Annotated in this window: 21 protein-coding genes and 1 tRNA gene; 12 read left to right on the plus strand and 10 right to left on the minus strand. The window is 67.5% G+C overall.

Annotated elements, in window-relative coordinates; genetic code table 11:
* Positions 1–112 precede the first annotated feature (112 nt).
* Both G8O29_RS10455 and G8O29_RS10460 read left to right on the plus strand, forming a co-directional pair.
* Entirely contained in the window at positions 113–1054 is a 942-nt protein-coding gene (locus G8O29_RS10455; protein WP_367890167.1) for a glycosyltransferase family 2 protein, read from the plus strand.
* An 81-nt stretch (positions 1055–1135) separates the two neighbouring features.
* Positions 1136–1954, plus strand: coding sequence for an Eco57I restriction-modification methylase domain-containing protein (locus G8O29_RS10460; RefSeq protein WP_207623769.1), 819 nt, complete (start codon positions 1136–1138; stop codon positions 1952–1954).
* Here the strand turns inward: G8O29_RS10460 and G8O29_RS10465 are convergent.
* From G8O29_RS10465 to G8O29_RS10480, 4 genes are all read right to left on the minus strand, one after another.
* Entirely contained in the window at positions 1926–2600 is a 675-nt protein-coding gene (locus G8O29_RS10465; protein WP_166403191.1) for a hypothetical protein, read from the minus strand. The two genes, G8O29_RS10460 and G8O29_RS10465, sit on opposite strands and share 29 nt — an antisense overlap.
* A 41-nt stretch (positions 2601–2641) precedes the next feature.
* A complete protein-coding gene (locus tag G8O29_RS10470) occupies positions 2642–3652 on the minus strand; it encodes a DNA-methyltransferase (RefSeq protein WP_207623770.1) in 1011 nt (336 codons plus the stop codon).
* Between the two features lie 233 nt (positions 3653–3885).
* Positions 3886–3960, minus strand: a tRNA-Asn gene (locus tag G8O29_RS10475).
* A gap of 70 nt (positions 3961–4030) precedes the next feature.
* The gene (locus G8O29_RS10480) at positions 4031–4906 is read right to left on the minus strand and encodes an MBL fold metallo-hydrolase (RefSeq protein WP_166403192.1); all 876 of its coding nucleotides are present in this window, start codon (positions 4904–4906) and stop codon (positions 4031–4033) included.
* A gap of 56 nt (positions 4907–4962) precedes the next feature.
* Between G8O29_RS10480 and G8O29_RS10485 the strand changes: the two genes are divergently transcribed.
* Positions 4963–6270: an ATP-binding protein gene (locus G8O29_RS10485; protein WP_166403193.1), complete on the plus strand. Its 1308-nt coding sequence runs from the start codon at positions 4963–4965 to the stop codon at positions 6268–6270.
* A gap of 1 nt (position 6271) precedes the next feature.
* Here G8O29_RS10485 and G8O29_RS10490 read toward each other — a convergent pair whose 3' ends face one another.
* The gene (locus tag G8O29_RS10490) at positions 6272–6757 is read right to left on the minus strand and encodes a CAP domain-containing protein (RefSeq protein WP_166403194.1); all 486 of its coding nucleotides are present in this window, start codon (positions 6755–6757) and stop codon (positions 6272–6274) included.
* A 223-nt stretch (positions 6758–6980) separates the two neighbouring features.
* Here G8O29_RS10490 and G8O29_RS10495 point away from each other — a divergent pair, with 223 nt between their 5' ends.
* Entirely contained in the window at positions 6981–7589 is a 609-nt protein-coding gene (locus G8O29_RS10495; RefSeq protein ID WP_166403195.1) for a CDP-alcohol phosphatidyltransferase family protein, read from the plus strand.
* Here the strand turns inward: G8O29_RS10495 and G8O29_RS10500 are convergent.
* Positions 7586–8752, minus strand: a complete 1167-nt coding sequence (locus tag G8O29_RS10500; protein ID WP_166403196.1) for an FAD-binding domain-containing protein — start codon at positions 8750–8752, stop codon at positions 7586–7588. The two genes, G8O29_RS10495 and G8O29_RS10500, sit on opposite strands and share 4 nt — an antisense overlap.
* Positions 8753–8906: 154 nt before the next feature.
* Between G8O29_RS10500 and G8O29_RS10505 the strand changes: the two genes are divergently transcribed.
* The 5 genes from G8O29_RS10505 (at position 8907) to G8O29_RS10525 (ending at position 12366) form a co-directional block, all read left to right on the plus strand.
* On the plus strand, positions 8907–9539 hold the full coding sequence (locus G8O29_RS10505) for an ATP-dependent Clp protease proteolytic subunit (RefSeq protein WP_166403197.1): 633 nt from the start codon (positions 8907–8909) through the stop codon (positions 9537–9539).
* A gap of 120 nt (positions 9540–9659) precedes the next feature.
* Positions 9660–10922 (plus strand): ATP-dependent Clp protease ATP-binding subunit ClpX, encoded by a 1263-nt coding sequence (gene clpX / locus G8O29_RS10510; RefSeq protein ID WP_166403198.1) that lies wholly within the window; start codon positions 9660–9662, stop codon positions 10920–10922.
* A 156-nt stretch (positions 10923–11078) separates the two neighbouring features.
* Entirely contained in the window at positions 11079–11453 is a 375-nt protein-coding gene (locus G8O29_RS10515; RefSeq protein WP_166403199.1) for an NADH:ubiquinone oxidoreductase subunit NDUFA12, read from the plus strand.
* Entirely contained in the window at positions 11453–11926 is a 474-nt protein-coding gene (gene mlaD, locus G8O29_RS10520) for an outer membrane lipid asymmetry maintenance protein MlaD (RefSeq protein WP_166403200.1), read from the plus strand. Before G8O29_RS10515 ends, mlaD begins: the two co-directional genes overlap by 1 nt.
* Positions 11923–12366 carry a DUF2155 domain-containing protein gene (locus G8O29_RS10525; protein ID WP_166403201.1) on the plus strand — a complete coding sequence of 148 codons (444 nt, stop codon included), beginning with the start codon at positions 11923–11925 and terminating at the stop codon, positions 12364–12366. The genes mlaD and G8O29_RS10525 overlap by 4 nt, the downstream gene beginning before the upstream one ends.
* On the opposite strand, the gene aat is transcribed toward G8O29_RS10525, so the two are convergent.
* The 3 genes from aat to accB all read right to left on the minus strand — a co-directional run bounded on the left by aat (position 12270) and on the right by accB (position 14904).
* Positions 12270–12965 (minus strand): leucyl/phenylalanyl-tRNA--protein transferase, encoded by a 696-nt coding sequence (aat, locus tag G8O29_RS10530; RefSeq protein WP_166403202.1) that lies wholly within the window; start codon positions 12963–12965, stop codon positions 12270–12272. The two genes, G8O29_RS10525 and aat, sit on opposite strands and share 97 nt — an antisense overlap.
* Before the next feature lie 84 nt (positions 12966–13049).
* On the minus strand, positions 13050–14396 hold the full coding sequence (gene accC / locus G8O29_RS10535; protein ID WP_166403203.1) for an acetyl-CoA carboxylase biotin carboxylase subunit: 1347 nt from the start codon (positions 14394–14396) through the stop codon (positions 13050–13052).
* A 10-nt stretch (positions 14397–14406) separates the two neighbouring features.
* Positions 14407–14904 (minus strand): acetyl-CoA carboxylase biotin carboxyl carrier protein, encoded by a 498-nt coding sequence (accB, locus tag G8O29_RS10540; RefSeq protein ID WP_166403204.1) that lies wholly within the window; start codon positions 14902–14904, stop codon positions 14407–14409.
* Positions 14905–15158: 254 nt separating this feature from the next.
* Between accB and G8O29_RS10545 the strand changes: the two genes are divergently transcribed.
* From G8O29_RS10545 to preA, 3 genes are all read left to right on the plus strand, one after another.
* Positions 15159–16478, plus strand: a complete 1320-nt coding sequence (locus G8O29_RS10545; protein WP_166403205.1) for an NAD(P)-dependent oxidoreductase — start codon at positions 15159–15161, stop codon at positions 16476–16478.
* 66 nt (positions 16479–16544) lie between these two features.
* Positions 16545–17075 carry a DedA family protein gene (locus G8O29_RS10550; protein WP_166403206.1) on the plus strand — a complete coding sequence of 177 codons (531 nt, stop codon included), beginning with the start codon at positions 16545–16547 and terminating at the stop codon, positions 17073–17075.
* Between the two features lie 63 nt (positions 17076–17138).
* Positions 17139–18437 (plus strand): NAD-dependent dihydropyrimidine dehydrogenase subunit PreA, encoded by a 1299-nt coding sequence (gene preA / locus G8O29_RS10555; RefSeq protein ID WP_166403207.1) that lies wholly within the window; start codon positions 17139–17141, stop codon positions 18435–18437.
* A gap of 42 nt (positions 18438–18479) precedes the next feature.
* Here the strand turns inward: preA and G8O29_RS10560 are convergent, their stop codons facing one another.
* Positions 18480–18773, minus strand: coding sequence for a hypothetical protein (locus G8O29_RS10560; protein ID WP_166403208.1), 294 nt, complete (start codon positions 18771–18773; stop codon positions 18480–18482).
* Between the last annotated feature and the right edge of the window lie 6 nt (positions 18774–18779).

Consider the following 18779-nt stretch of genomic DNA (forward strand, 5'->3'; position numbering starts at 1 on the left):
GCGGGTGTCGAAGGCGCCGTCGGCGGTGACGCTGGCGATCTCTTGCTCCGGCGGGATCTGGTCGAGCAGGTCGGGCAAGCGCGTGATCGAGGCCCTGTCTGGCAAGTGGATCGTGGAGGCGGGCGAGCTGAAGGGGCTGAAGAAGGGCGGGGCCGACCACCTGAAGGGCTTCCTGTCGCGGACCCACGACAAGGCCCGGCTCGCCTATGACCGGCTGGCGCTCGCCTCGGGCGATCTTGTCGTGGTGTTCGATGGCGAGGACCGGCCCGACCCCGGGCAGGCCCGCCTTGCCGCCGCCGCGCTGGCCGCAGACCCCCGCCTTGCCGTGGTGCAGGCCCGCCTCGGGTGCGACCACGCCGGGCCGGGCAGCCCCATCGTCGCCCGGCTCTGGGCGCTTGAGTACGCGGCGCTGTTCGGGGCCATCCTCCCGCTGCTGTCGCGGCTCGGGCTGCCCTTCCTCTTGGGCGGGACCTCCAACTGGTTCCAGGCGTCAGCCCTGCGCGCCGCCGGGGGCTGGGATGCCCACAACGTGACCGAGGACGCGGACCTTGGGGTGCGGCTCGCGCGGATGGGCTGGCGCTCCGGCACCATCGACAGCACGACATGGGAGGAGGCCCCGGTGCGCGTGGGGGCTTGGCTGCGCCAGCGGGCGCGCTGGTTCAAGGGCTTCGCCGTCACGGTCATCGTCCACGCGAGCGAGCCCCGGCGGACCATGCGGGAGCTTGGTGCTCCGGGATTCATCGCCCTGCTGGCGCAGCTTCCCGTGGCGCTGCTGTGCGCGGCGGCTCACCCCCTCGGGCTGATCGTCGGCGCGGCGGGGGATCCCTCTGGCCCGCTCGCGGCGCTGCTCCTGCTGGGCTACTGCGCCGCCGTCGCGCTCCATGCCGCCGCTGCCCCCCGGGCTGGGCTGCCCGTGTGGCTGGCCCTCCTGCTGCCGTTCTACTGGCTCCTGCACTGGGCCGCGCTCCTGCTGGCCCTGTCCGACCTCGCCCGCGACCCCGCCCACTGGCGCAAGACGGAACACGGGGCGGCGGTGCGGGCCGCAGCGGCTTAGCGGTGGAGTTTCAGCCCAAGGAGGTCTAGCTTGTCGAAAAACACAAGATCATGTAGCGTTCATGGAATGTTCGCAGGAGGAATGGGATTGGCAGAGACGGCGCTTGTAGTTGCAGACGGCCAGCGGCGCGAGGTGTCGCCGGGCCTTGATGAGGATGGCCGCAAGCGCCTCGGGCAGTTCATGACCCCGGCCACGGTTGCGCGGATGCTCGCGGGCCAGTTCGACATGCCCGGGGAGGTGAGGCTTCTGGACGCCGGGGCCGGGATGGGTGCGCTCACCGCCGCCTTTGTTGAAGCCGCCTGCTCAGGTGAGGTCCGCCCGCGATCCATCGCCGTCACCTGCTATGAGGTGGACCCGGGCATGGTCGCCATCCTCAGGGAGACGCTGGCCCGCTGCGCCAGCGACTGCGCCCGGGCGGGCATCGACTTCCACGCCGAAGTTGTTGCCGATGACTACATCCTCCGGTCAGCCGAGCCCCTGCTTGCGGCAGCGGGGCGCTTCAACTGCGCCATCCTTAACCCGCCGTACGGCAAGATCAACACGGGCTCGCGCTGGCGGGCTGCGCTCCGCTCGCAGGGCATCGAGACGGTGAACCTCTACACCGCATTCGTGGCGCTCGCCCTGCAACAGCTTGAGCATGGCGGGCAGCTAGTGGCGATCACACCGCGCTGCTGGGCTATGCCACCGCCGTCGCCCTCCACGCCGCTGCTGCCCCCCGGGCTGGGCTCCCGGTGTGGCTGGCCCTCCTGCTGCCCGCCTACTGGCTCCTGCACTGGGCCGCGCTCCTGCTGGCCCTGTCCGACCTCGCCCGCGACCCGGCGCATTGGCGGAAAACCTCGCATCGCGAGGCAACAGGCCGTCAGGCCGCAGCCTAGACGCGCGCCTCATAGGCTTGGCTGATCCGGGCGAGTGCCGCCCCGTAGTCAAGCGCCGTCGCCATCTGGTTCACCCACGAAAAGGGGAAGGGGTCCTCATTGGTCGCCTTGAACCGGAGGATGATTAATTCATCGAAGGCCGGGGCCGCGTGCTGCAACAGCCGGGCCTCCGCGTCTGCGGCCTCCTGTATGGGGTGCTTGTACTTCTTGCCATCGGTCGGGAAGGCCCGCTCACCCTCATACGATGTGCAGTGGTCGGCATGGTTGATGCCCACAACGCCAACGCGGATCGGGTTGCCGCCCCGGGACCGGAAGTGCGCCGCCTGTCCCCGGAGGTCGCTCGCCACCCGGTCAATCTGCTTGATCATCGCCTTCATCAGTATCTTGACCTCAATCCCCACCTCAATGGTGGCGATTGGTCCCCGGCTGACCGCAAAGCCCGGGTCCCGGATTGGGCCAGCGTTCGGCACGACCTCGCCAAAGCTGCCGTCGCCACGCCGGGCCTTGATGCCGTGGCGCTGGTTCATGGTGTTCAGGACGGAGAGCTCAGTGTCCACCCGGTGGACCAGCTTCTTGCTGCGCCCGAGGCCGTGCAAGTCCTCATAGAGGTGCATCGCCACGAGGTCGCCAAGGTTGGACTTCCGGTGCAGGTAAGCCTGCCCATCGAACAACCCACGGAACGCATCAAGGAGCCTGTACGTCAAACATCACCTCACGCGCGCCTCCGGCGCTCCTTCTCGGGGCCTGCAAAGACCGCCTCCACCGCTCCGACCTTGCGCGTCAGACCGGCGGCGCGCGTGATGTTCTCAGCCGCCAACTTCACATAGCCAGGGTCCACCTCAACCCCGAGCGAGTTCCTGCCCGCCGCAATGGCGGCAACCGTGGTGCTGCCAGAGCCCAAGAACGGGTCAAGCACCGTGTCCCCTGCGAAGGAGAACATGCGGATGAGGCGCTCCGCCAGCGCAGCCGGGTACGGCGCGGGGTGCCCCGCCCGGGTGGATGCCCCCCGGAGGTCGGTCCAGATTGAGCGCCACCATCCCTGCATCTCCTCCTTGGTCAGCATGGACAGGGCCTTCTGCAACGGGGTGGGCTTCCGGTACTCCCCGCCCTTGCGCATGAACAGGATGTACTCCACGTCATTCTTGATCACGGCCCCGGGCTGGTAGGGCTTGCCGTAGAAGCCCGCGCCGTTGCCCTTCGCTTCCGTCACGCCGTTGGCGATCTTGTGCCAGAGGATGGGCGTCAGGACATCCAGCCCGAGCGCGCGGGACCGCACCTGAATGTCTGCGTGGAGCGGCATCACGAGGTGGCGGCCCATCTGCCGCCGGGAAACTGTCACGTCCCCGACAACGCAGCAGATGCGCCCGCCGGGAACGAGGACGCGGGCGCACTCGCGCCAGACCTTGTCGAGTTCGGTCAGGAACGCCTCATAGTCCTCAATCGCGCCAAGCTGTCGCGCGCCGCCCCCGCCCGCGTACTCCTTGAGGGTCCAGTAGGGGGGCGAGGTGACCACAAGGTGCACCGACTCATCCGGTATTGCAGAGAGGTCGCGGGCGTCCCCCTGCCAGATGCGGTGCGAGGTTTGGTTGAATGGTGTGGGCCATGGGACTTGGCGGAAGCGCTCGTTGGCCGCACGGAGCACCTTGAGCCCCTCGGGCGTGTTGTCCGCCGCGCTCAGTTCCATCTCGCCTTCGTAGAGCTTCACCACGTTCTTTGTTGTCATTGAGTCCCTCCATTCAATCGGATACACGACAAGTTGCGGTTGTGGAAGCGAATTTGCCCCACATCTGGGATGCGGGGATACCGTAGCATGACAGGGCGTGGCAAACAAAACGTGAACATCGGCGGGCTGTTCACAAAGACGGAAAAAGCGCCCGCAGGTGGGCGCTTTCCGTCTTAAAACCCGTCCTAGCTCCCCGTCTTAGGAGCCCTTCGGGCCGTAAGTATCTGATTTCTTGGCTCCGGCGGTAGGGATCGAACCTACGACCAATTGATTAACAGTCAACTGCTCTACCGCTGAGCTACGCCGGAACACGGGCGGGTCTATAGCAAGGCCGCCTGGGGGCGGCAAGAGGCAAAACCGGGGAAAATGAACCGGCGGTCACGAGAGCCGGAACTCGGCGCCGGGTTCAAGGGCGGGATGGGCGGAAATCAGGTTTCTGCCCGACAGATCAACAAGATGCGCAAGGGCATTGCGCGCGGCTTCCGGCAGCAGATGGGGCGGGGTGCCGGCATAGATGCGCGCCGTCAGATCCGGGAGCCGCGCCGGGGCCCGGGCAAGTGCGGCCAGGATCTGCGCCTCGCGGCCCTGACGATGGGCGATCAGCTCGGCCAGCCGCCGCTCGGGATCGGGGACCGGAGCGCCGTGGCCGGGCAGGAGGCGCGACCAGCGTCTGCCCGCAAGGCGGCGGAGCGAGGCCATGTAGTCGGTCATGTCGCCATCGGGCGGCGAGACGATCGAGCTGGACCAGCCCATGACGTGATCACCGGAAAAAAGCGTCTCGCCCAGCGCCAGGCACAGGTGGCCGCCCAGATGCCCCGGCGTGTGCAGCGCGCGAAGCGTCCAGTCCGGTCCGGCGACGGTCTCGCCCTCGGCCAGCCTGAGGTCGGGCACGAAGCCGCGGTCAAGCCCTTCACCTTCGGCCGCAAGCCGGTCGGCCAGCGCCTGCATGACCGGGCTGCGGCCTTCTGTCGCGGTGCCGAAGGCGTGGGTCGGCGCCCCGGTCAGCGCGCCCAGGCGTGCGGCGAGGGCGGAATGGTCGCGGTGTGCGTGGGTGACGAGGATATGGGCGATGCGCTGCCCGGGACCGACGGCGGCCAGGATCGCCGCCAGATGCGCGGGATCGTCCGGACCGGGGTCGATCACCGCCAAAGCGCTGCCTCCGACGATCCAGGTGTTGGTTCCGGCCCCGGTCAGCGGCGAGGGGTTCGGCGCGACCAGGCAGCGCAGCGGCGGGTCCGAGCCGGGCCTGCTCATCCTCTGCAACCGGCTTTCCAAGCGGGCAGGGCAGGGGTAGGGTCGGGGGGATGTCGATGTTCCAACGTCTTCTTCCCAGAGGTCTCTACGGCCGCGCGGCGCTGATCCTGATCGTGCCGATCCTTGCGATCCAGCTGGTCTTTTCCACCGAGTTCATCCAGCGCTTCTATGAAGGCGTAACCGCGCAGATGACGCAAGGTGTCGCGATCGATCTGGACTTCCTGATGGACCAGATCGAAGCAACCGCCTCGCTGGAGGAGGCCCGCGCGCGGGTGACGCCGCTGGCCGAGGCGCTGGAGATCACCCTCACCCTGCCGGCAGGGCCCGAGGCCCCGGTCGAGGACCGGATGGCCTTCATCGACCTGTCGGGCGGCACGATCATGGCGACGCTGCGCGCCCGGCTGCCGGGCTTGCAGGCCGTGGACCTGACCGATCCGCGTCGGCGGGTCTTTCTGCGCCTGGACAGCCGGTTCGGACCTGTCGGCGCCGAGGTCAGCCGGCGGCGGATGTCGGCGACCAATCCGCACCAGCTGATCGTGCTGATGCTGTTCACCTCGATCCTGCTGACGGTGATCGCCTACTATTTCCTGCGCCGGCAGCTTCGGCCGATCACCAAGCTGGCCGAGGCGGCCGAAGCCTTCGGCAAGGGGCAGACGGTCCGCTACCGGCCGCGAGGGGCGCTGGAAGTGCGGGCGGCGGGGCGGGCCTTCCTGGACATGCGCGCTAGGATCGAACGGCAGATCGAACAGCGCACGCTGATGCTGTCCGGTGTCAGCCACGACCTGCGCACGCCGCTGACCCGCATGCGGCTGGCGCTGTCTCTGATGCCCGAGGATCCCGAGGTTGCCGCCTTGCAGGCGGATGTCGCGCAGATGGAGCGGATGGTGGACGAGTTCCTGGCCTTCGTGCGCAGCGATGCCGTGGAACAGCCCGAGCCTGCGGATGCGGTCGCGCTGGTCGGCGAACTGGCCGCGCAGGCCGGGCCGGCGGTGCGGCTGGTCTCGGTCGAGGGGCAGGCCGAGCCGGTGGACATGCGCCCCCTGGCCATTCGGCGTGCCGTCGAGAACCTGATCGGCAACGCCTTGCGCCATGGCCGGCAGGTGCAGCTTCGGCTGATCTTTCAGGATCGCAGCCTGCGCATCCTGGTCGAGGACGATGGCCCGGGAATTCCGGCGGATCGCCGCGACGAGGCGCTGCGGCCCTTTGCCCGGCTGGAGGCATCCCGCGATCCGAACCAGGGCGGCGGGGTCGGACTGGGTCTGTCGATCGCAGCGGACATCGCAAGGAGCCACGGGGGAGCGTTGCGCCTGTCGCAAAGCGAGGCTCTGGGCGGGCTGAAGGCCGAGCTGGTGATCGCGCGCTAGGCTATTTCGAGGCGCCGACGACGACGATCCAGTGCAGCTTGTTGTCGGGGGCGGGGCTGAGGGCGATGCCGATCCCGACCTCACGCGCCTTGCGCAGCAGGATGTTGTCCTTGTGCTTGGGCGAGTTCATCCACCACTGCACCGCGCGCGCGCCGGTGCCGAAGCCGCGGCCGGTGTTTTCGGCCGCCGTGCGGAAGGCATAGCCCGCCCGGCGCAGGCGGGTCTTCAGCGTGCCGCCGTCCGAGGAGGTGTGGCTGATCGACCGGCGGCTGGCATTGTCGCAGGCATGGCCTTGCGCCGCCTTGTCAAGCTTGGCCGAAAGGGTCAGCGGCGAAAGGCCGCGCGCCTTCCGTTCGGCGTTCAGGTGCGTCAGCACCTCTTGCTGGAGCGCCGCGGCATTTCCCGGCACGGCGCAGGCCTGGGCGGTCGATCCGGCACACAGAAGCGCGGTTGCGGCAGCCGCCGCAAGGATCAGGCGCATCGACATGAAAATTCCCCGTAGAGTGGCACCTGGCATTAGTCGCGCCCCAGTTGGGCCGGAATCGGGCAGAATGTGGCTCAATCTTGGAATTATGCCGGGAATGTTGCCGCGCGCACAGAAATTTCGCGCGCGGCGGCTGCTCTGGTCCCCATGCGAGCGGAATGCCGCGGAAAGGTGACTTCCATGTGATCCGACAACCGGGAATCATGCGCCGAATCGGGAGGGCGGCATGCTGGACGGGATGATGCGCGGAGTGATTGACGCCCCCTTGAACGAGGGTGGGCGCTGGCTGGCGGCGCGGGGGGCCACGGCCAATGCGGTGACGCTGGTCGGGCTGGTGCTGGGGCTGGCGGCGGCGGGGCTGGTCGCGGTGGGCTGGTCCGGGGTTACGGTGGCGCTGGTGCTGCTGGCCAGCCGGCTTGCCGATGGCCTGGACGGGGCGGTGGCGCGGGCCCGCGGCAAGACCGATTTCGGCGGCTACCTGGACATCGTTGCCGATTTCGCCTTCTACGGCGCGATCCCGCTGGCCTTTGTCCTGCGCGATCCGGGGGCGAACGGCCTGGCCGGGGCGGTACTGCTGTTCAGCTTCTACGTGAACGCGGCCACTTTCCTGGGCTTTGCGATCCTGGCCGAGCGGCAGGGGCTGGAAACCCGCAGTCGGGGGGAGAAGTCGCTTTACTTCACCGCCGGGCTGATGGAGGGGACCGAGACGATCCTGTGCTTCCTGGTGCTGGTGCTGTGGCCCGGGCTGTTCGCGCCCCTTGCCTGGGCCTTCGCCGGCCTGTGTCTGGTGACGGCGGCTGCCCGCCTGGTGCTGGCGGCGCGGACCTTCCGTTAGCCCATGACCACCTCGCGGAAGCGGAAGAAACCATGCGTCGCGTGTGGCCAGGCGCGGCGGTCGTGGTCGCGCAGGATGCGGGCAAGCGGGATGCCGCGGGCGGTGGCAAGCGGTTCCAGCGCGTTCAGGGCGCAGGCCGCCGGGCCGACCGGGGCCCATGGCGTTACGATCTGGCCGGCCGCCGCACCTTCGGCGAAGTCAAGGAGGGCCGTCAGATCGGCCGGACCGAAGCGCGGCGCATCCGTTGCGTCAAGCCGGGACAGGGCGTCCGAAAATGCGCCTTCGGTGAAGGCCTGCACGGGGGCTGCGACCTGCCGGGGCGAGCGTCCGGCGACATCGCCGAGGACAGCCACGGCACGGGGGCGATAGCCGAGGTCCAGCAGGAATTCGGGCGACAGGTCCTCTTCGGTCAGCAGAAGCAGCGCCGGGATGTCGGGGGCGGGCGCATCGCCCGTCGGCGCGGGACGCGGTGCGGGCAATGGCGCGAGGGGCAGGGCAGGTGCCTCGGTCGCCAGGCCCTCGGGCCGGAAACGCCCGTTCGTGTTGCGGGCGATGTTCTCGGCGGTGGCAAGATAGGTCTTGCCCGGCGTGTGCAGCCCGCCGACCCAGCGCCAGGACAGGGTGTTCGAGGCGGGATCGCCGTCGATCAGGTGGCGCAGGAAGAAGTCGGCCCCCAGTTCCCAGGGCAGCCGCAGCGTGAAGATCCAGATCGAGGCGAACCACATACGGGCGTGATTGTGCAGATAGCCGGTGGCGACCAGCTCTTGCGCCCAGTGGTCGAAGCCGTCGATCCCGGTCTCGCCCAGCATCGCCGCCTCGGCGCGCGCGGCAAGGCCCGGTTCCACCGCCAGTCGGTTCAGCGCCGCCTGCACGCCCTGCCGGTAGCTGGCCCAGATGCCGGGGCGCAGTTCCAGCCAGCCTTTCCAGTAGGTCCGCCACCAGACTTCGGCCAGGAACTTCTCGGCCCCGGTCGGATGGACGCGCAGGGTGGCGTCGATCACCTCGGCCTCCGTCACCAGCCGATGCCGCAGCCAGGGCGACAGGGCGGAGACATGCGGGTGGCCGGGCAGGTCCAGGTTGCGCAGGGCCGCATAGTCGCGGCCCGCGCGGGGCAGGAAGGCGGTCAGGCGGTCGAGGCCGGCGTTGCGCGTCGGTGTGAACATGCCGGTGGTCTAGGGCCAGTGCGGCGGCTTTCAAGGCATGGTGCCCCCGCGGCAAAAGCGCATGTGGTGCCCTTGCAGCCCCCGTGTCACCCCACTAAGACTCTCGCAATACATTCGACGATATTCCTCGAACGACCGAAAGAGGCAGGCCCCGATGCGCGATCCCGTTGAGCACTACATGAATACCCTTGTCCCGATGGTCGTCGAGCAGACCAGCCGGGGCGAGCGCGCCTATGACATCTACAGCCGACTGTTGAAGGAGCGGATCATCTTCCTGGCCGGCCCGGTGCATGACGGCATGTCCAGCCTGATCTGCGCGCAGCTTCTGTTCCTGGAATCGGAAAACCCGACCAAGGAGATCAGCATGTACATCAACAGCCCCGGCGGCGTGGTGACGGCGGGCCTGTCGATCTACGACACGATGCAGTACATCCGGCCGAAGATTTCCACCCTGGTGATCGGGCAGGCGGCCTCGATGGGCTCGCTTCTGCTGACGGCGGGCGAGAAGGGGATGCGCTTCAGCCTGCCGAACAGCCGGATCATGGTGCACCAGCCCTCGGGCGGCTATCAGGGCCAGGCGACCGACATCTGGATCCATGCGCAGGAGACGCTGAAGCTGAAGCGGCGGTTGAACGAGATCTATGTCAAGCACACCGGCAACGAGTATGACACGGTCGAGGCGGCGCTGGAGCGCGACAACTTCATGTCGGCCGAGGATGCCAAGGACTGGGGTCTGATCGACCAGATCCTGGAAAGCCGCGGAAAGGCCGACGATACGTCGAAATGACGCCCAGTTTCCCGCCGATTTTCCGGTCGGGTTTTTCGGATTGTGGTGCCTTTGGGAAGGGCCTAGACTTCCCGCATGGCACCGGCCCGGCAGAGCGGGTCACAGCTTAGAGGACGGCGGATGGCGAACAATTCGGGTAGCGACAGCAAGAACACGCTCTATTGCTCGTTCTGCGGTAAAAGCCAGCACGAGGTGCGCAAGCTGATCGCGGGGCCCACGGTCTTCATCTGCGACGAATGTGTCGAACTGTGCATGGACATCATCCGCGAGGAGACCAAGACCACGGGTCTGAAATCCTCGGACGGTGTGCCGACCCCGCGGGAAATCTGCAAGGTGCTGGACGACTATGTGATCGGTCAGGTCCATGCCAAGCGCGTGCTGTCGGTGGCGGTGCACAACCACTACAAGCGGCTGAACCATTCCTCGAAGAACGACATCGAACTGTCGAAGTCGAACATCCTGCTGATCGGCCCCACCGGCTGCGGCAAGACGCTGCTGGCCCAGACGCTGGCGCGCATCCTGGACGTGCCCTTCACCATGGCCGACGCGACCACGCTGACCGAGGCGGGCTATGTCGGCGAGGATGTCGAGAACATCATTCTCAAGCTCTTGCAGGCCAGCGAATACAACGTCGAACGCGCGCAGCGCGGGATCGTCTACATCGACGAGGTCGACAAGATCACGCGCAAGTCCGACAACCCCTCGATCACCCGCGACGTGAGCGGCGAGGGCGTGCAGCAGGCGCTGCTGAAGATCATGGAGGGCACCGTTGCGTCGGTGCCGCCGCAGGGGGGCCGCAAGCATCCGCAGCAGGAATTCCTTCAGGTCGATACCACGAACATCCTGTTCATCTGCGGCGGCGCCTTCGCCGGTCTGGAAAAGATCATCGCGCAGCGCAACAAGGGCTCGGGCATCGGCTTCGGCGCCGATGTGAAGGGACCGGAAGAGCGCAGCGTGGGCGAGCTGTTCAAGGAGCTGGAGCCCGAGGATCTGCTCAAGTTCGGCCTGATCCCGGAATTCGTCGGCCGTCTGCCGGTCATTGCCACGCTGACCGACCTGGACGAGGCGGCTCTGGTGACGATCCTGACCGAACCGAAGAACGCGCTGGTGAAACAGTATCAGCGCCTGTTCGAGATCGAGGGCGTGAAACTGACCTTCACACCGGATGCGCTGACCGCCATCGCCAAGCGCGCGATCAAGCGCAAGACCGGCGCGCGCGGCCTGCGGTCGATCATGGAGGACATCCTTCTGGACACCATGTTCGAACTGCCCGGCATGGACGGGGTCGAGGAAGTGGTGGTCAAGGAAGAGGCGGTGAACTCGGGCGCAAAGCCGATGCTCGTCTACACCGAGACGAAGAAGAAAGAGCCGGTCAAGGCCTGATCCGGTCGCGCTGGTGATCGAAGGCGGGCCGCAAGCCCGCCTTTTCCTTTGTCCTGTCGGCGGGACATCCGCTGGCGCCCCCCGAGAGATGCGCCTTCGCCCTAGACCTTGGCGAGGCTTTCGGCCATATGGGGGAAAACGAAGACGGAGGCCCCGATGTACTTCCTCAAACGCCTGCTGACCTGGTGGAACAGCCAGACCATCGGCACCCAGCTGTTCACCGCCCGCAAGGGTGTGCGGGTCGGCGAGGACGAGGCGGGCAACGTCTTCTACCAGACCGCCGACGGCAAGCGGCGCTGGGTGATCTACAACGGCGACATGGAAGCCTCGCGCATCTCTCCCGACTGGCACGGCTGGCTGCACCACACCTGGGACGAGCCGCCGACCAAGGCCCCCCTGAAGCACAAGCCCTGGGAAAAGCCGCATCAGGAGAACCTGACCGGCACCGAGGCGGCCTATGTCCCGCCGGGCTCGATCCGGCGCGCCGCGCCCGTCGCCCGGCGCGACTACGAGGCCTGGGCCCCCGAGTGATGGCCTACGAACGCGCCGAGATCCTGGCCGGGGCCGTGGTGCTGGCGGTTGCCCTGGGCTTCACCGTCTTTGCCGCGCGCGGCGCCGGGGTGGGGGCGGGCGCGGACAGCTATGCGCTGACGGCAAGCTTCCGGTCGGCCGAAGGCGTGCGCGTCGGAACCGATGTCCGGCTTGCCGGCGTGAAGGTCGGCACCGTGACCGCCCTGACGCTGAACCCCGAGACCTATTTCGCCGATGCGACGATCTCGATGCGCAAGGACGTGGCGATTCCGGTCGATTCGACGATCCTGATCGCCTCGGAGGGCCTGCTGGGCGGCACCTTCGTCGAGGTCCAGCCCGGCGGCGCGCTGGAGATGCTGGAGCCCGGCGGCGAGATCGAGGACACCCAGGGCGCGGTCAACCTGTTGACGTTACTGATGAAGTTCGCCGGCGGCGGCACTGAGGCCGCGGCTGACGGCACGCCTTCGCCATGAAACCGCTGACAGGGGCGCTCTTGCTTCTTGTGCTGGCGCTGCCGGCTTCGGCGCAGGAGGCCGCATCCCCCACGGGGCCGGAGTTCACCGAGTCGTACGGCGCCTCGTTGCGCTTTCTGGACAAGCTGACCAGTTCGACCGGCGATGTCACCCTGTCGCGCGGCCAGACCGCAAAGTTCGGTCGGCTGATCGTCCGGCTGGACAGCTGCCGCTATCCGACCGCCAACCCGGCCTCGGAGTCCGAGGCGCATCTGACCATCCTTGAAGAAACGCGCGAGGCGCCGCTGTTCACCGGCTGGATGCTGGCGTCCTCGCCCGCGCTGTCGGCGCTGGATCACCCGCGTTACGATGTCTGGGTGCTGGGCTGCATCCTCCCGGGCGATGCGCTGCCGGAGATGGACCCCGCGGAAGAGGCTACCAGCGACGGCGAGGGCGAATAGCCCTCGGGCGCAAAGTCGGCCGACAGGGTCAGGGCTTCGGCCAGCCTGCGGTGATAATCCGCGCGCGAGATCTCCATGGCGCCGAGGCTGGCCAGGTGCGGGGTCAGGAACTGGGTGTCGAACAGCCGGAACCCGCCCGCCCGCAGCCGGTGGACCGTATAGGCCAGCGCCACCTTCGAAGCATCGGTTACCCGCGAGAACATGCTTTCGCCGAAGAAGGCCGCGCCCAGCGTGACGCCGTAGACCCCGCCGACCAGCGTCGCGCCCTGCCGGATCTCGACGCTGTGGGCAAAGCCCAGACGGTGCAGGTCGGCATAAAGCCGCTGGATGCGGCGGCTGATCCAGGTTTCGTCCCGATCGGCGCAGGCTTCCACGACCGCCTCGAAATCCTGGTCCACCGTGACGCGAAAGCGGCCCGAGCGGATGCGCTTGGCCAGCGACCGCGAGATGCGCAGCCCGTCAAGCGGCAGCACCCCGCGGCGGCGCGGGTCGATCCAGTGGATCTGCGGATCCTCGCGCCCGTCCGACATCGGAAAGATGCCCATGGCATAGGCACGCAGCAGGATGTCCGGGGTGATTTCGTCGGCGGGGACGGACATCGCAAAATCCTTCGAAGGATTTTGCAAAAGTTTTCGAAAACTTTTGCGGACCGGAGCGCCCCGGCGAAGGGGCGCCCCCTCAGGTCAGGAGAACTGCTTTTCCAGCCACTTCTCCAGCCAGTGAATGTTGTAGTCTCCGTTCTGGATGTCGGGTTCGGCCAGCAGCATGTCGAACAGCGGGATCGAGGTGTCGATGCCGTCGATGATCAGCTCGCCCAGCGCGCGCTTCAACCGCGCCAGCGCCTCGGGCCGGTCGCGGCCATGCACGATCAGCTTGCCGATCAGGCTGTCGTAATAGGGCGGGATGCGGTAGCCGTCATAGATCGCGCTGTCCATCCGCACGCCAAGGCCGCCCGGGGCGTGGAACTGGGTGATGCGGCCGGGGCAGGGGCTGAAGGCGGGGATCTTCTCGGCATTGATCCGGACCTCGATCGCGTGGCCGTTGATCTCCAGCTCGTCCTGCATGAAGGACAGGCCGAGGCCGCTGGCCACGCGGATCTGTTCGCGCACGAGGTCCACGCCGAAGATGGCCTCGGTCACCGGATGTTCGACCTGCAACCGCGTGTTCATCTCGATGAAGTAGAAGTTCCCATCCTCGTAAAGGAATTCGATGGTGCCCGCGCCGATGTATTTCAGCTTTTTCATCGCATTGGCGCAGATCGTGCCGATCTCGGACCGCAGCTTGGGCGTGATGGCCGGCCCCGGCGCCTCTTCGAACACCTTCTGGTGGCGGCGTTGCAGCGAGCAGTCGCGTTCGGCCAGATGCACTGCGCCGCCCTTGCCGTCGCCGAAGACCTGGATCTCTATGTGGCGCGGGCGCTGGAGGTATTTCTCCATGTAGACTTCGTCGTTGCCGAAGGCGGCCTTCGCCTCGGACCGCGCGGTGCGGAAGGCGACTTCCAGCTCCTCGACCGATTTCGCGACCTTCATCCCGCGCCCGCCACCGCCGGCGGTGGCCTTGATGATGACCGGATAGCCGATCTGGTCGGCCACGGTCCTGGCCGTCTCGAAATCCGGCAGGCCGCCGTCCGAGCCGGGCACCACCGGGATGCCAAGCTCTTTCGCGGTTTCCTTCGCGGTGATCTTGTCGCCCATGATGCGGATATGTTCCGCGTTCGGGCCGATGAAGGTGATGCCGTGGTCTTCCAGAGCCTGGGCGAAACTGGCGTTCTCCGACAGGAAGCCATAGCCCGGATGCACGGCCTGCGCCCCGGTGATCTCGCAGGCCGAGATGATGGCGGCCTTGTTCAGGTAGCTGGCGGAGGACGGCGCGGGGCCGATGCAGACGCTTTCGTCCGCCATGCGGACATGCATCGCGTCGGTGTCGGCGGTGGAATGCACGGCGACCGACTTGATCCCCATTTCCCGACAGGCGCGGATCACGCGAAGCGCGATCTCTCCGCGGTTGGCGATCAGGATCTTGTCAAACATCTGCCCGCCCTTATTCGATGATCATCAGCGGGGCGCCGAATTCGACGGGGTGGCCATCCTCGACCAGGATGCGCTTCACCGTGCCCGCGCGGGGGGCGGGAATGTGGTTCATGGTCTTCATCGCCTCGATGATGAGCAGGGTCTGGCCTTCGGCGACCTGGGCGCCCAGGGTGACGAAGGGGGCAGCACCGGGTTCGGCGGCCAGGTAGACCGTGCCGACCATTGGCGAGGTCACGGCACCGGGATGCTGGGCCGGATCCTCGCTTGCGGCCGGGGCGGAAACGGGGGCTGCCGGGGCGGCCGCAGCCGCAGGGGCGGCGGCAGCGGTCACCGGCGCCTGCGCGGCTGCAACCGTCACCACATTGGCCTGCTTGACGACGCGCACTTCCAGGCTGTCGTCCTCGCCGTATTCGCGCTTCACCGACAGTTCGGTCAGGTCGTTCTTGTTCAGAAGCTCGGCCAGCGCCGAGATGAAGGCGACGTCGGTATCGGTGTTCTGCTTGCTCATCGGGTCCTCTGTTCTTCTCTTCGCCTCAGCCGCGTGCGGCTCGGGCCCGAAGCCCCCCCGCAGTCTGGTATCCGGCGCTTATACGCGAGGCCATGGGGGCTGAAAAGCCGCGAAAGCGCCCAAGAGACAGGCAGCGCCGATCCGCCAGCGGGAAAGTTTGCAGAAAGCGGCGGTCCGGGAAAATTTACCGTTTGATAAAAAAACGGACCTGTGCCAGCCTGAGTCCAATCACAAGCCAGGGAGGCCCCCAGCCCATGTCGAACAGCCCGCTGACGCCCGGCATCGTTCCGGGTCGCCTGCAAGCCGAAGCCTATGCCCGCAACTTCGCCGATCACGAGCCGCCGCTGGACCGGCACGAGGCGCGCGTCGCGGCGGATCGCTGCTATTTCTGCCACGATGCGCCCTGCATTGCGGCCTGTCCGACCTCGATCGACATCCCCTTGTTCATCCGCCAGATCGCCACCGGCACGCCCGAGGCGGCGGCCACCACGATCTGGAGCCAGAACATCCTGGGCGGCATCTGCGCCCGGGTCTGCCCGACGGAAACGCTGTGCGAAGAGGCCTGTGTGCGCGAGGCGGCCGAGGGCAAGCCGGTGGAGATCGGGCGGCTGCAACGCTATGCGACCGATGTGGCGATGGCCCGGGGCCTGCATCCCTTTACCCGCGGCGCGCCGACCGGCAAGCGGGTAGCGGTCGTCGGTGCCGGCCCGGCGGGGCTGGCCTGCGCGCATCGGCTGGCCATGCACGGGCATGACGTGGTGGTGTTCGAGCGCCGGCCCAAGGCGGGCGGGCTGAACGAATACGGCATCGCCAGCTACAAGGCGACCGGCGGTTTCGCGCAGAAAGAGGTGGACTGGCTCTTGTCCATCGGCGGGATCGAGCTGCGCTGCGGGGTGGAACTGGGCCGCGATGTGACCCTTTCCCAGCTCGAGGCCGAATATGACGCGGTGTTCCTGGGCATCGGCCTTGCGGGCGTGAATGCGCTGCGCGCTCCGGGCGAGGACAAGGCGGGGGTCCGGGATGCGGTGGATTTCATCGCCGAACTGCGGCAGACCGCAGACCTTGCGACCTTGCCGATCGGACGCGATGTCGTGGTGATCGGCGGCGGGATGACCGCGGTGGATGCCGCCGTGCAGTCGAAACTGCTGGGCGCGGAGAACGTCACCATCGTCTATCGGCGCGGGCAAGAGAAGATGAGCGCATCGGCCTACGAACAGGACCATGCGACGAGCGTCGGCGTGCGCATCATCTGCAACGCGATGCCGGTGGCGATCCACGGCAACGGCGCGGTGCGCGAGGTGGAATTGGCCTACACGGTCGAGACGCCCGAGGGGCTGAAACCCACCGGCGAGACCTTCCGGCTGAAAGCGGACCAGGTGTTCAAGGCCATCGGCCAGACGCTTGCGGGCGCGCCCGAGGGGCTTGCCGTCGCCGGCGGCAAGTTCGCCGGGCCTGCGGGCAGGGTCTGGGTCGGCGGCGACTGCGCGGCGGGGGGCGAGGATCTGACGGTGACGGCGGTGGCCGAGGGGCGCGATGCCGCCGAGGCGATCCATCAGCGGCTGACCGGCGCATGAGGCCCGCGCGCGCCCCTTGCGTTCTGCGGGGCACCGGGCCAGAAGGGGCGCCGGAAAGGACCGCTCGTGGAAGCATTCGCCGACAGCATCATCGCCTTCATCGAGCAGAACCAGACCTGGTTCCCGCTGATCATGGTACTGTTTGCGGCGGCCGAGACCACGGCCTTCCTGTCGATCCTCATTCCTTCGACGCCGGTCCTTGCCGCGGTGGGCGCACTGGCGGCGACCGGGGCGCTGTCGTTCTGGTCGCTCTGGATCGGGGCGACGATCGGGGCGCTGATCGGATCGACCTTCAGCTACTGGCTGGGCTGGCGCTATGGCAGCCATGTGCTGACCATGCGCCCCCTGCGCGACCATCCAGACTGGGTGGAAAAGGCTCAGGCCGCCTTCGACCGCTACGGCCCGGTGACGATCTTCATCGGCCATTTCACCACGATCTTCCGCCCCGTCGTGTTCCTGATGGCCGGGATGAGCGGCATGACCCTGCCGCGCTTCCTGTTCTGGAACACGCTGGGCTGCGTCGCCTGGGCCTTCATCGTGCCCAAGCTTGGCCAGTTCGGCGGCGACCTCATCGGCTGGATCTGGTCGCTGTTCTGAAGGAACGGTGCGCTGTGGCGCACCCTACGCTGTATCTCCCCGCTGATCGCCAGGAGGCATCCCATGGCTAACCTTTCGTCCGATTTCATCGGCATCAAGTCGCCGAATCCGTTCTGGCTGGCCTCGGCCCCGCCCACGGACAAGCAGTACAACGTCGAGCGCGCCTTCGAGGCCGGCTGGGGCGGCGTCGTGTGGAAGACGCTCGGCGCAGAGGGGCCGCCGGTCGTGAACGTCAACGGGCCGCGCTATGGCGCGGTCTGGGGGGCGGACCGGCGGCTTCTCGGTCTGAACAACATCGAGCTGATCACCGACCGGCCGCTGGAGGTGAACCTGCGCGAGATCAAGGCGGTCAAGCGCAAATGGCGCGACCGCGCGCTGGTCATCAGCCTGATGGTGCCCTGCGACGAGGACAGCTGGAAGGACATCCTGCACCGGATCGAGGATACCGAGGCCGACGGGGTCGAGCTGAACTTCGGCTGCCCGCACGGGATGGCCGAACGCGGCATGGGATCGGCCGTGGGCCAGGTGCCGGAATACATCGAGATGGTGACGCGCTGGGTGAAACAGCACAGCCGGATGCCCTGCATCGTGAAGCTGACGCCGAACATCACCGACATCCGCAAGCCGGCCGAGGCCGCCAGGCGGGGCGGTGCGGATGCCGTCAGCCTGATCAACACGATCAACTCGATCACCTCGGTCAATCTGGACGACTTCTCGCCCGAGCCGATGATCGACGGCAAGGGCACGCATGGCGGCTATTGCGGCCCGGCGGTCAAGCCGATTGCCCTGAACATGGTGGCCGAGATCGCGCGCAGCCCGGAAACGCGGGGCCTGCCGATCAGCGGTATCGGCGGCGTCACCACCTGGCGCGACGCAGCGGAATTCCTGGCGCTGGGTGCGGGCAATGTGCAGGTCTGCACCGCGGCGATGACCTATGGCTTCAAGATCGTGCAGGAGATGATCTCGGGCCTGTCGCAGTATCTGGACGACAAGCAGATCGGCCTGTCGGACCTGGTGGGCCGCGCGGTGCCGAACGTCACCGACTGGCAGTATCTGAACCTGAACTATGTCACCAAGGCACGCATCGATCAGGACGCCTGCATCAAGTGCGGGCGCTGCTATGCCGCCTGCGAGGACACCAGCCACCAGGCCATCGCCATGTCGGCGGACCGCACCTTCACCGTGAAGGACGAGGAATGCGTGGCCTGCAACCTCTGCGTCAATGTCTGCCCGGTGGAGAATTGCATCACCATGGTGCCGCTGCCGAAGGGCGCGGTCGATCCGCGCACGGGCCGCAAGGTCGGCGACTATGCCAACTGGACGACGCATCCCAACAACCCGAGCGCTCAGGCCGCGGAATAGCGGCCGCCGCACCTCTGGCTGCGCCGCGTCGGGCGTCGCGTCTCAGGGCACCGGCAGCGGGTTGATCCCGGCGGCGATGCTGGCCTTGATGTAGGCGGCGCGCGCCGCCTCGGCCGCGGCTGCCGCGCTGGTCTCGGCCGTAGTCCGAACCGCCAGAAGCTGCGGCGCGCCCGGTCCGGCGGGCGCCGTCGTCTGCTGCACCGCCTGGGCCAGGATCGGCTGGCCCACGGGATCTGCGGTCTGCGAGGTCTCTCTGGTCGGCCCGGCCGGAACCGGAGCCGTTACCGCCTGTTCCGCCACCGGCGCGGGCGGCCGGATGCAGGTGATGATGCCCATGTCACG

Origin of the sequence: Rhodobacter calidifons, from assembly GCF_011174775.1 — a bacterium.
Classification (GTDB): Bacteria; Pseudomonadota; Alphaproteobacteria; order Rhodobacterales; family Rhodobacteraceae; genus Tabrizicola; species Tabrizicola calidifons.

Bases quoted from the DNA above. Each gene is read 5' to 3' on its own strand.
- G8O29_RS10460 (WP_207623769.1), top strand. From the start codon at position 1,136: ATGGGATTGGCAGAGACGGCGCTTGTAGTTGCAGACGGCCAGCGGCGC.
- G8O29_RS10470 (WP_207623770.1), bottom strand. From the start codon at position 3,652: ATGACAACAAAGAACGTGGTGAAGCTCTACGAAGGCGAGATGGAACTG.
- G8O29_RS10480 (WP_166403192.1), bottom strand. From the start codon at position 4,906: ATGAGCAGGCCCGGCTCGGACCCGCCGCTGCGCTGCCTGGTCGCGCCG.
- G8O29_RS10485 (WP_166403193.1), top strand. From the start codon at position 4,963: ATGTTCCAACGTCTTCTTCCCAGAGGTCTCTACGGCCGCGCGGCGCTG.
- G8O29_RS10490 (WP_166403194.1), bottom strand. From the start codon at position 6,757: ATGTCGATGCGCCTGATCCTTGCGGCGGCTGCCGCAACCGCGCTTCTG.
- G8O29_RS10495 (WP_166403195.1), top strand. From the start codon at position 6,981: ATGCTGGACGGGATGATGCGCGGAGTGATTGACGCCCCCTTGAACGAG.
- G8O29_RS10500 (WP_166403196.1), bottom strand. From the start codon at position 8,752: ATGTTCACACCGACGCGCAACGCCGGCCTCGACCGCCTGACCGCCTTC.
- G8O29_RS10505 (WP_166403197.1), top strand. From the start codon at position 8,907: ATGCGCGATCCCGTTGAGCACTACATGAATACCCTTGTCCCGATGGTC.
- clpX (WP_166403198.1), top strand. From the start codon at position 9,660: ATGGCGAACAATTCGGGTAGCGACAGCAAGAACACGCTCTATTGCTCG.
- G8O29_RS10515 (WP_166403199.1), top strand. From the start codon at position 11,079: ATGTACTTCCTCAAACGCCTGCTGACCTGGTGGAACAGCCAGACCATC.
- mlaD (WP_166403200.1), top strand. From the start codon at position 11,453: ATGGCCTACGAACGCGCCGAGATCCTGGCCGGGGCCGTGGTGCTGGCG.
- G8O29_RS10525 (WP_166403201.1), top strand. From the start codon at position 11,923: ATGAAACCGCTGACAGGGGCGCTCTTGCTTCTTGTGCTGGCGCTGCCG.
- aat (WP_166403202.1), bottom strand. From the start codon at position 12,965: ATGTCCGTCCCCGCCGACGAAATCACCCCGGACATCCTGCTGCGTGCC.
- accC (WP_166403203.1), bottom strand. From the start codon at position 14,396: ATGTTTGACAAGATCCTGATCGCCAACCGCGGAGAGATCGCGCTTCGC.
- accB (WP_166403204.1), bottom strand. From the start codon at position 14,904: ATGAGCAAGCAGAACACCGATACCGACGTCGCCTTCATCTCGGCGCTG.
- G8O29_RS10545 (WP_166403205.1), top strand. From the start codon at position 15,159: ATGTCGAACAGCCCGCTGACGCCCGGCATCGTTCCGGGTCGCCTGCAA.
- preA (WP_166403207.1), top strand. From the start codon at position 17,139: ATGGCTAACCTTTCGTCCGATTTCATCGGCATCAAGTCGCCGAATCCG.
- G8O29_RS10560 (WP_166403208.1), bottom strand. From the start codon at position 18,773: ATGGGCATCATCACCTGCATCCGGCCGCCCGCGCCGGTGGCGGAACAG.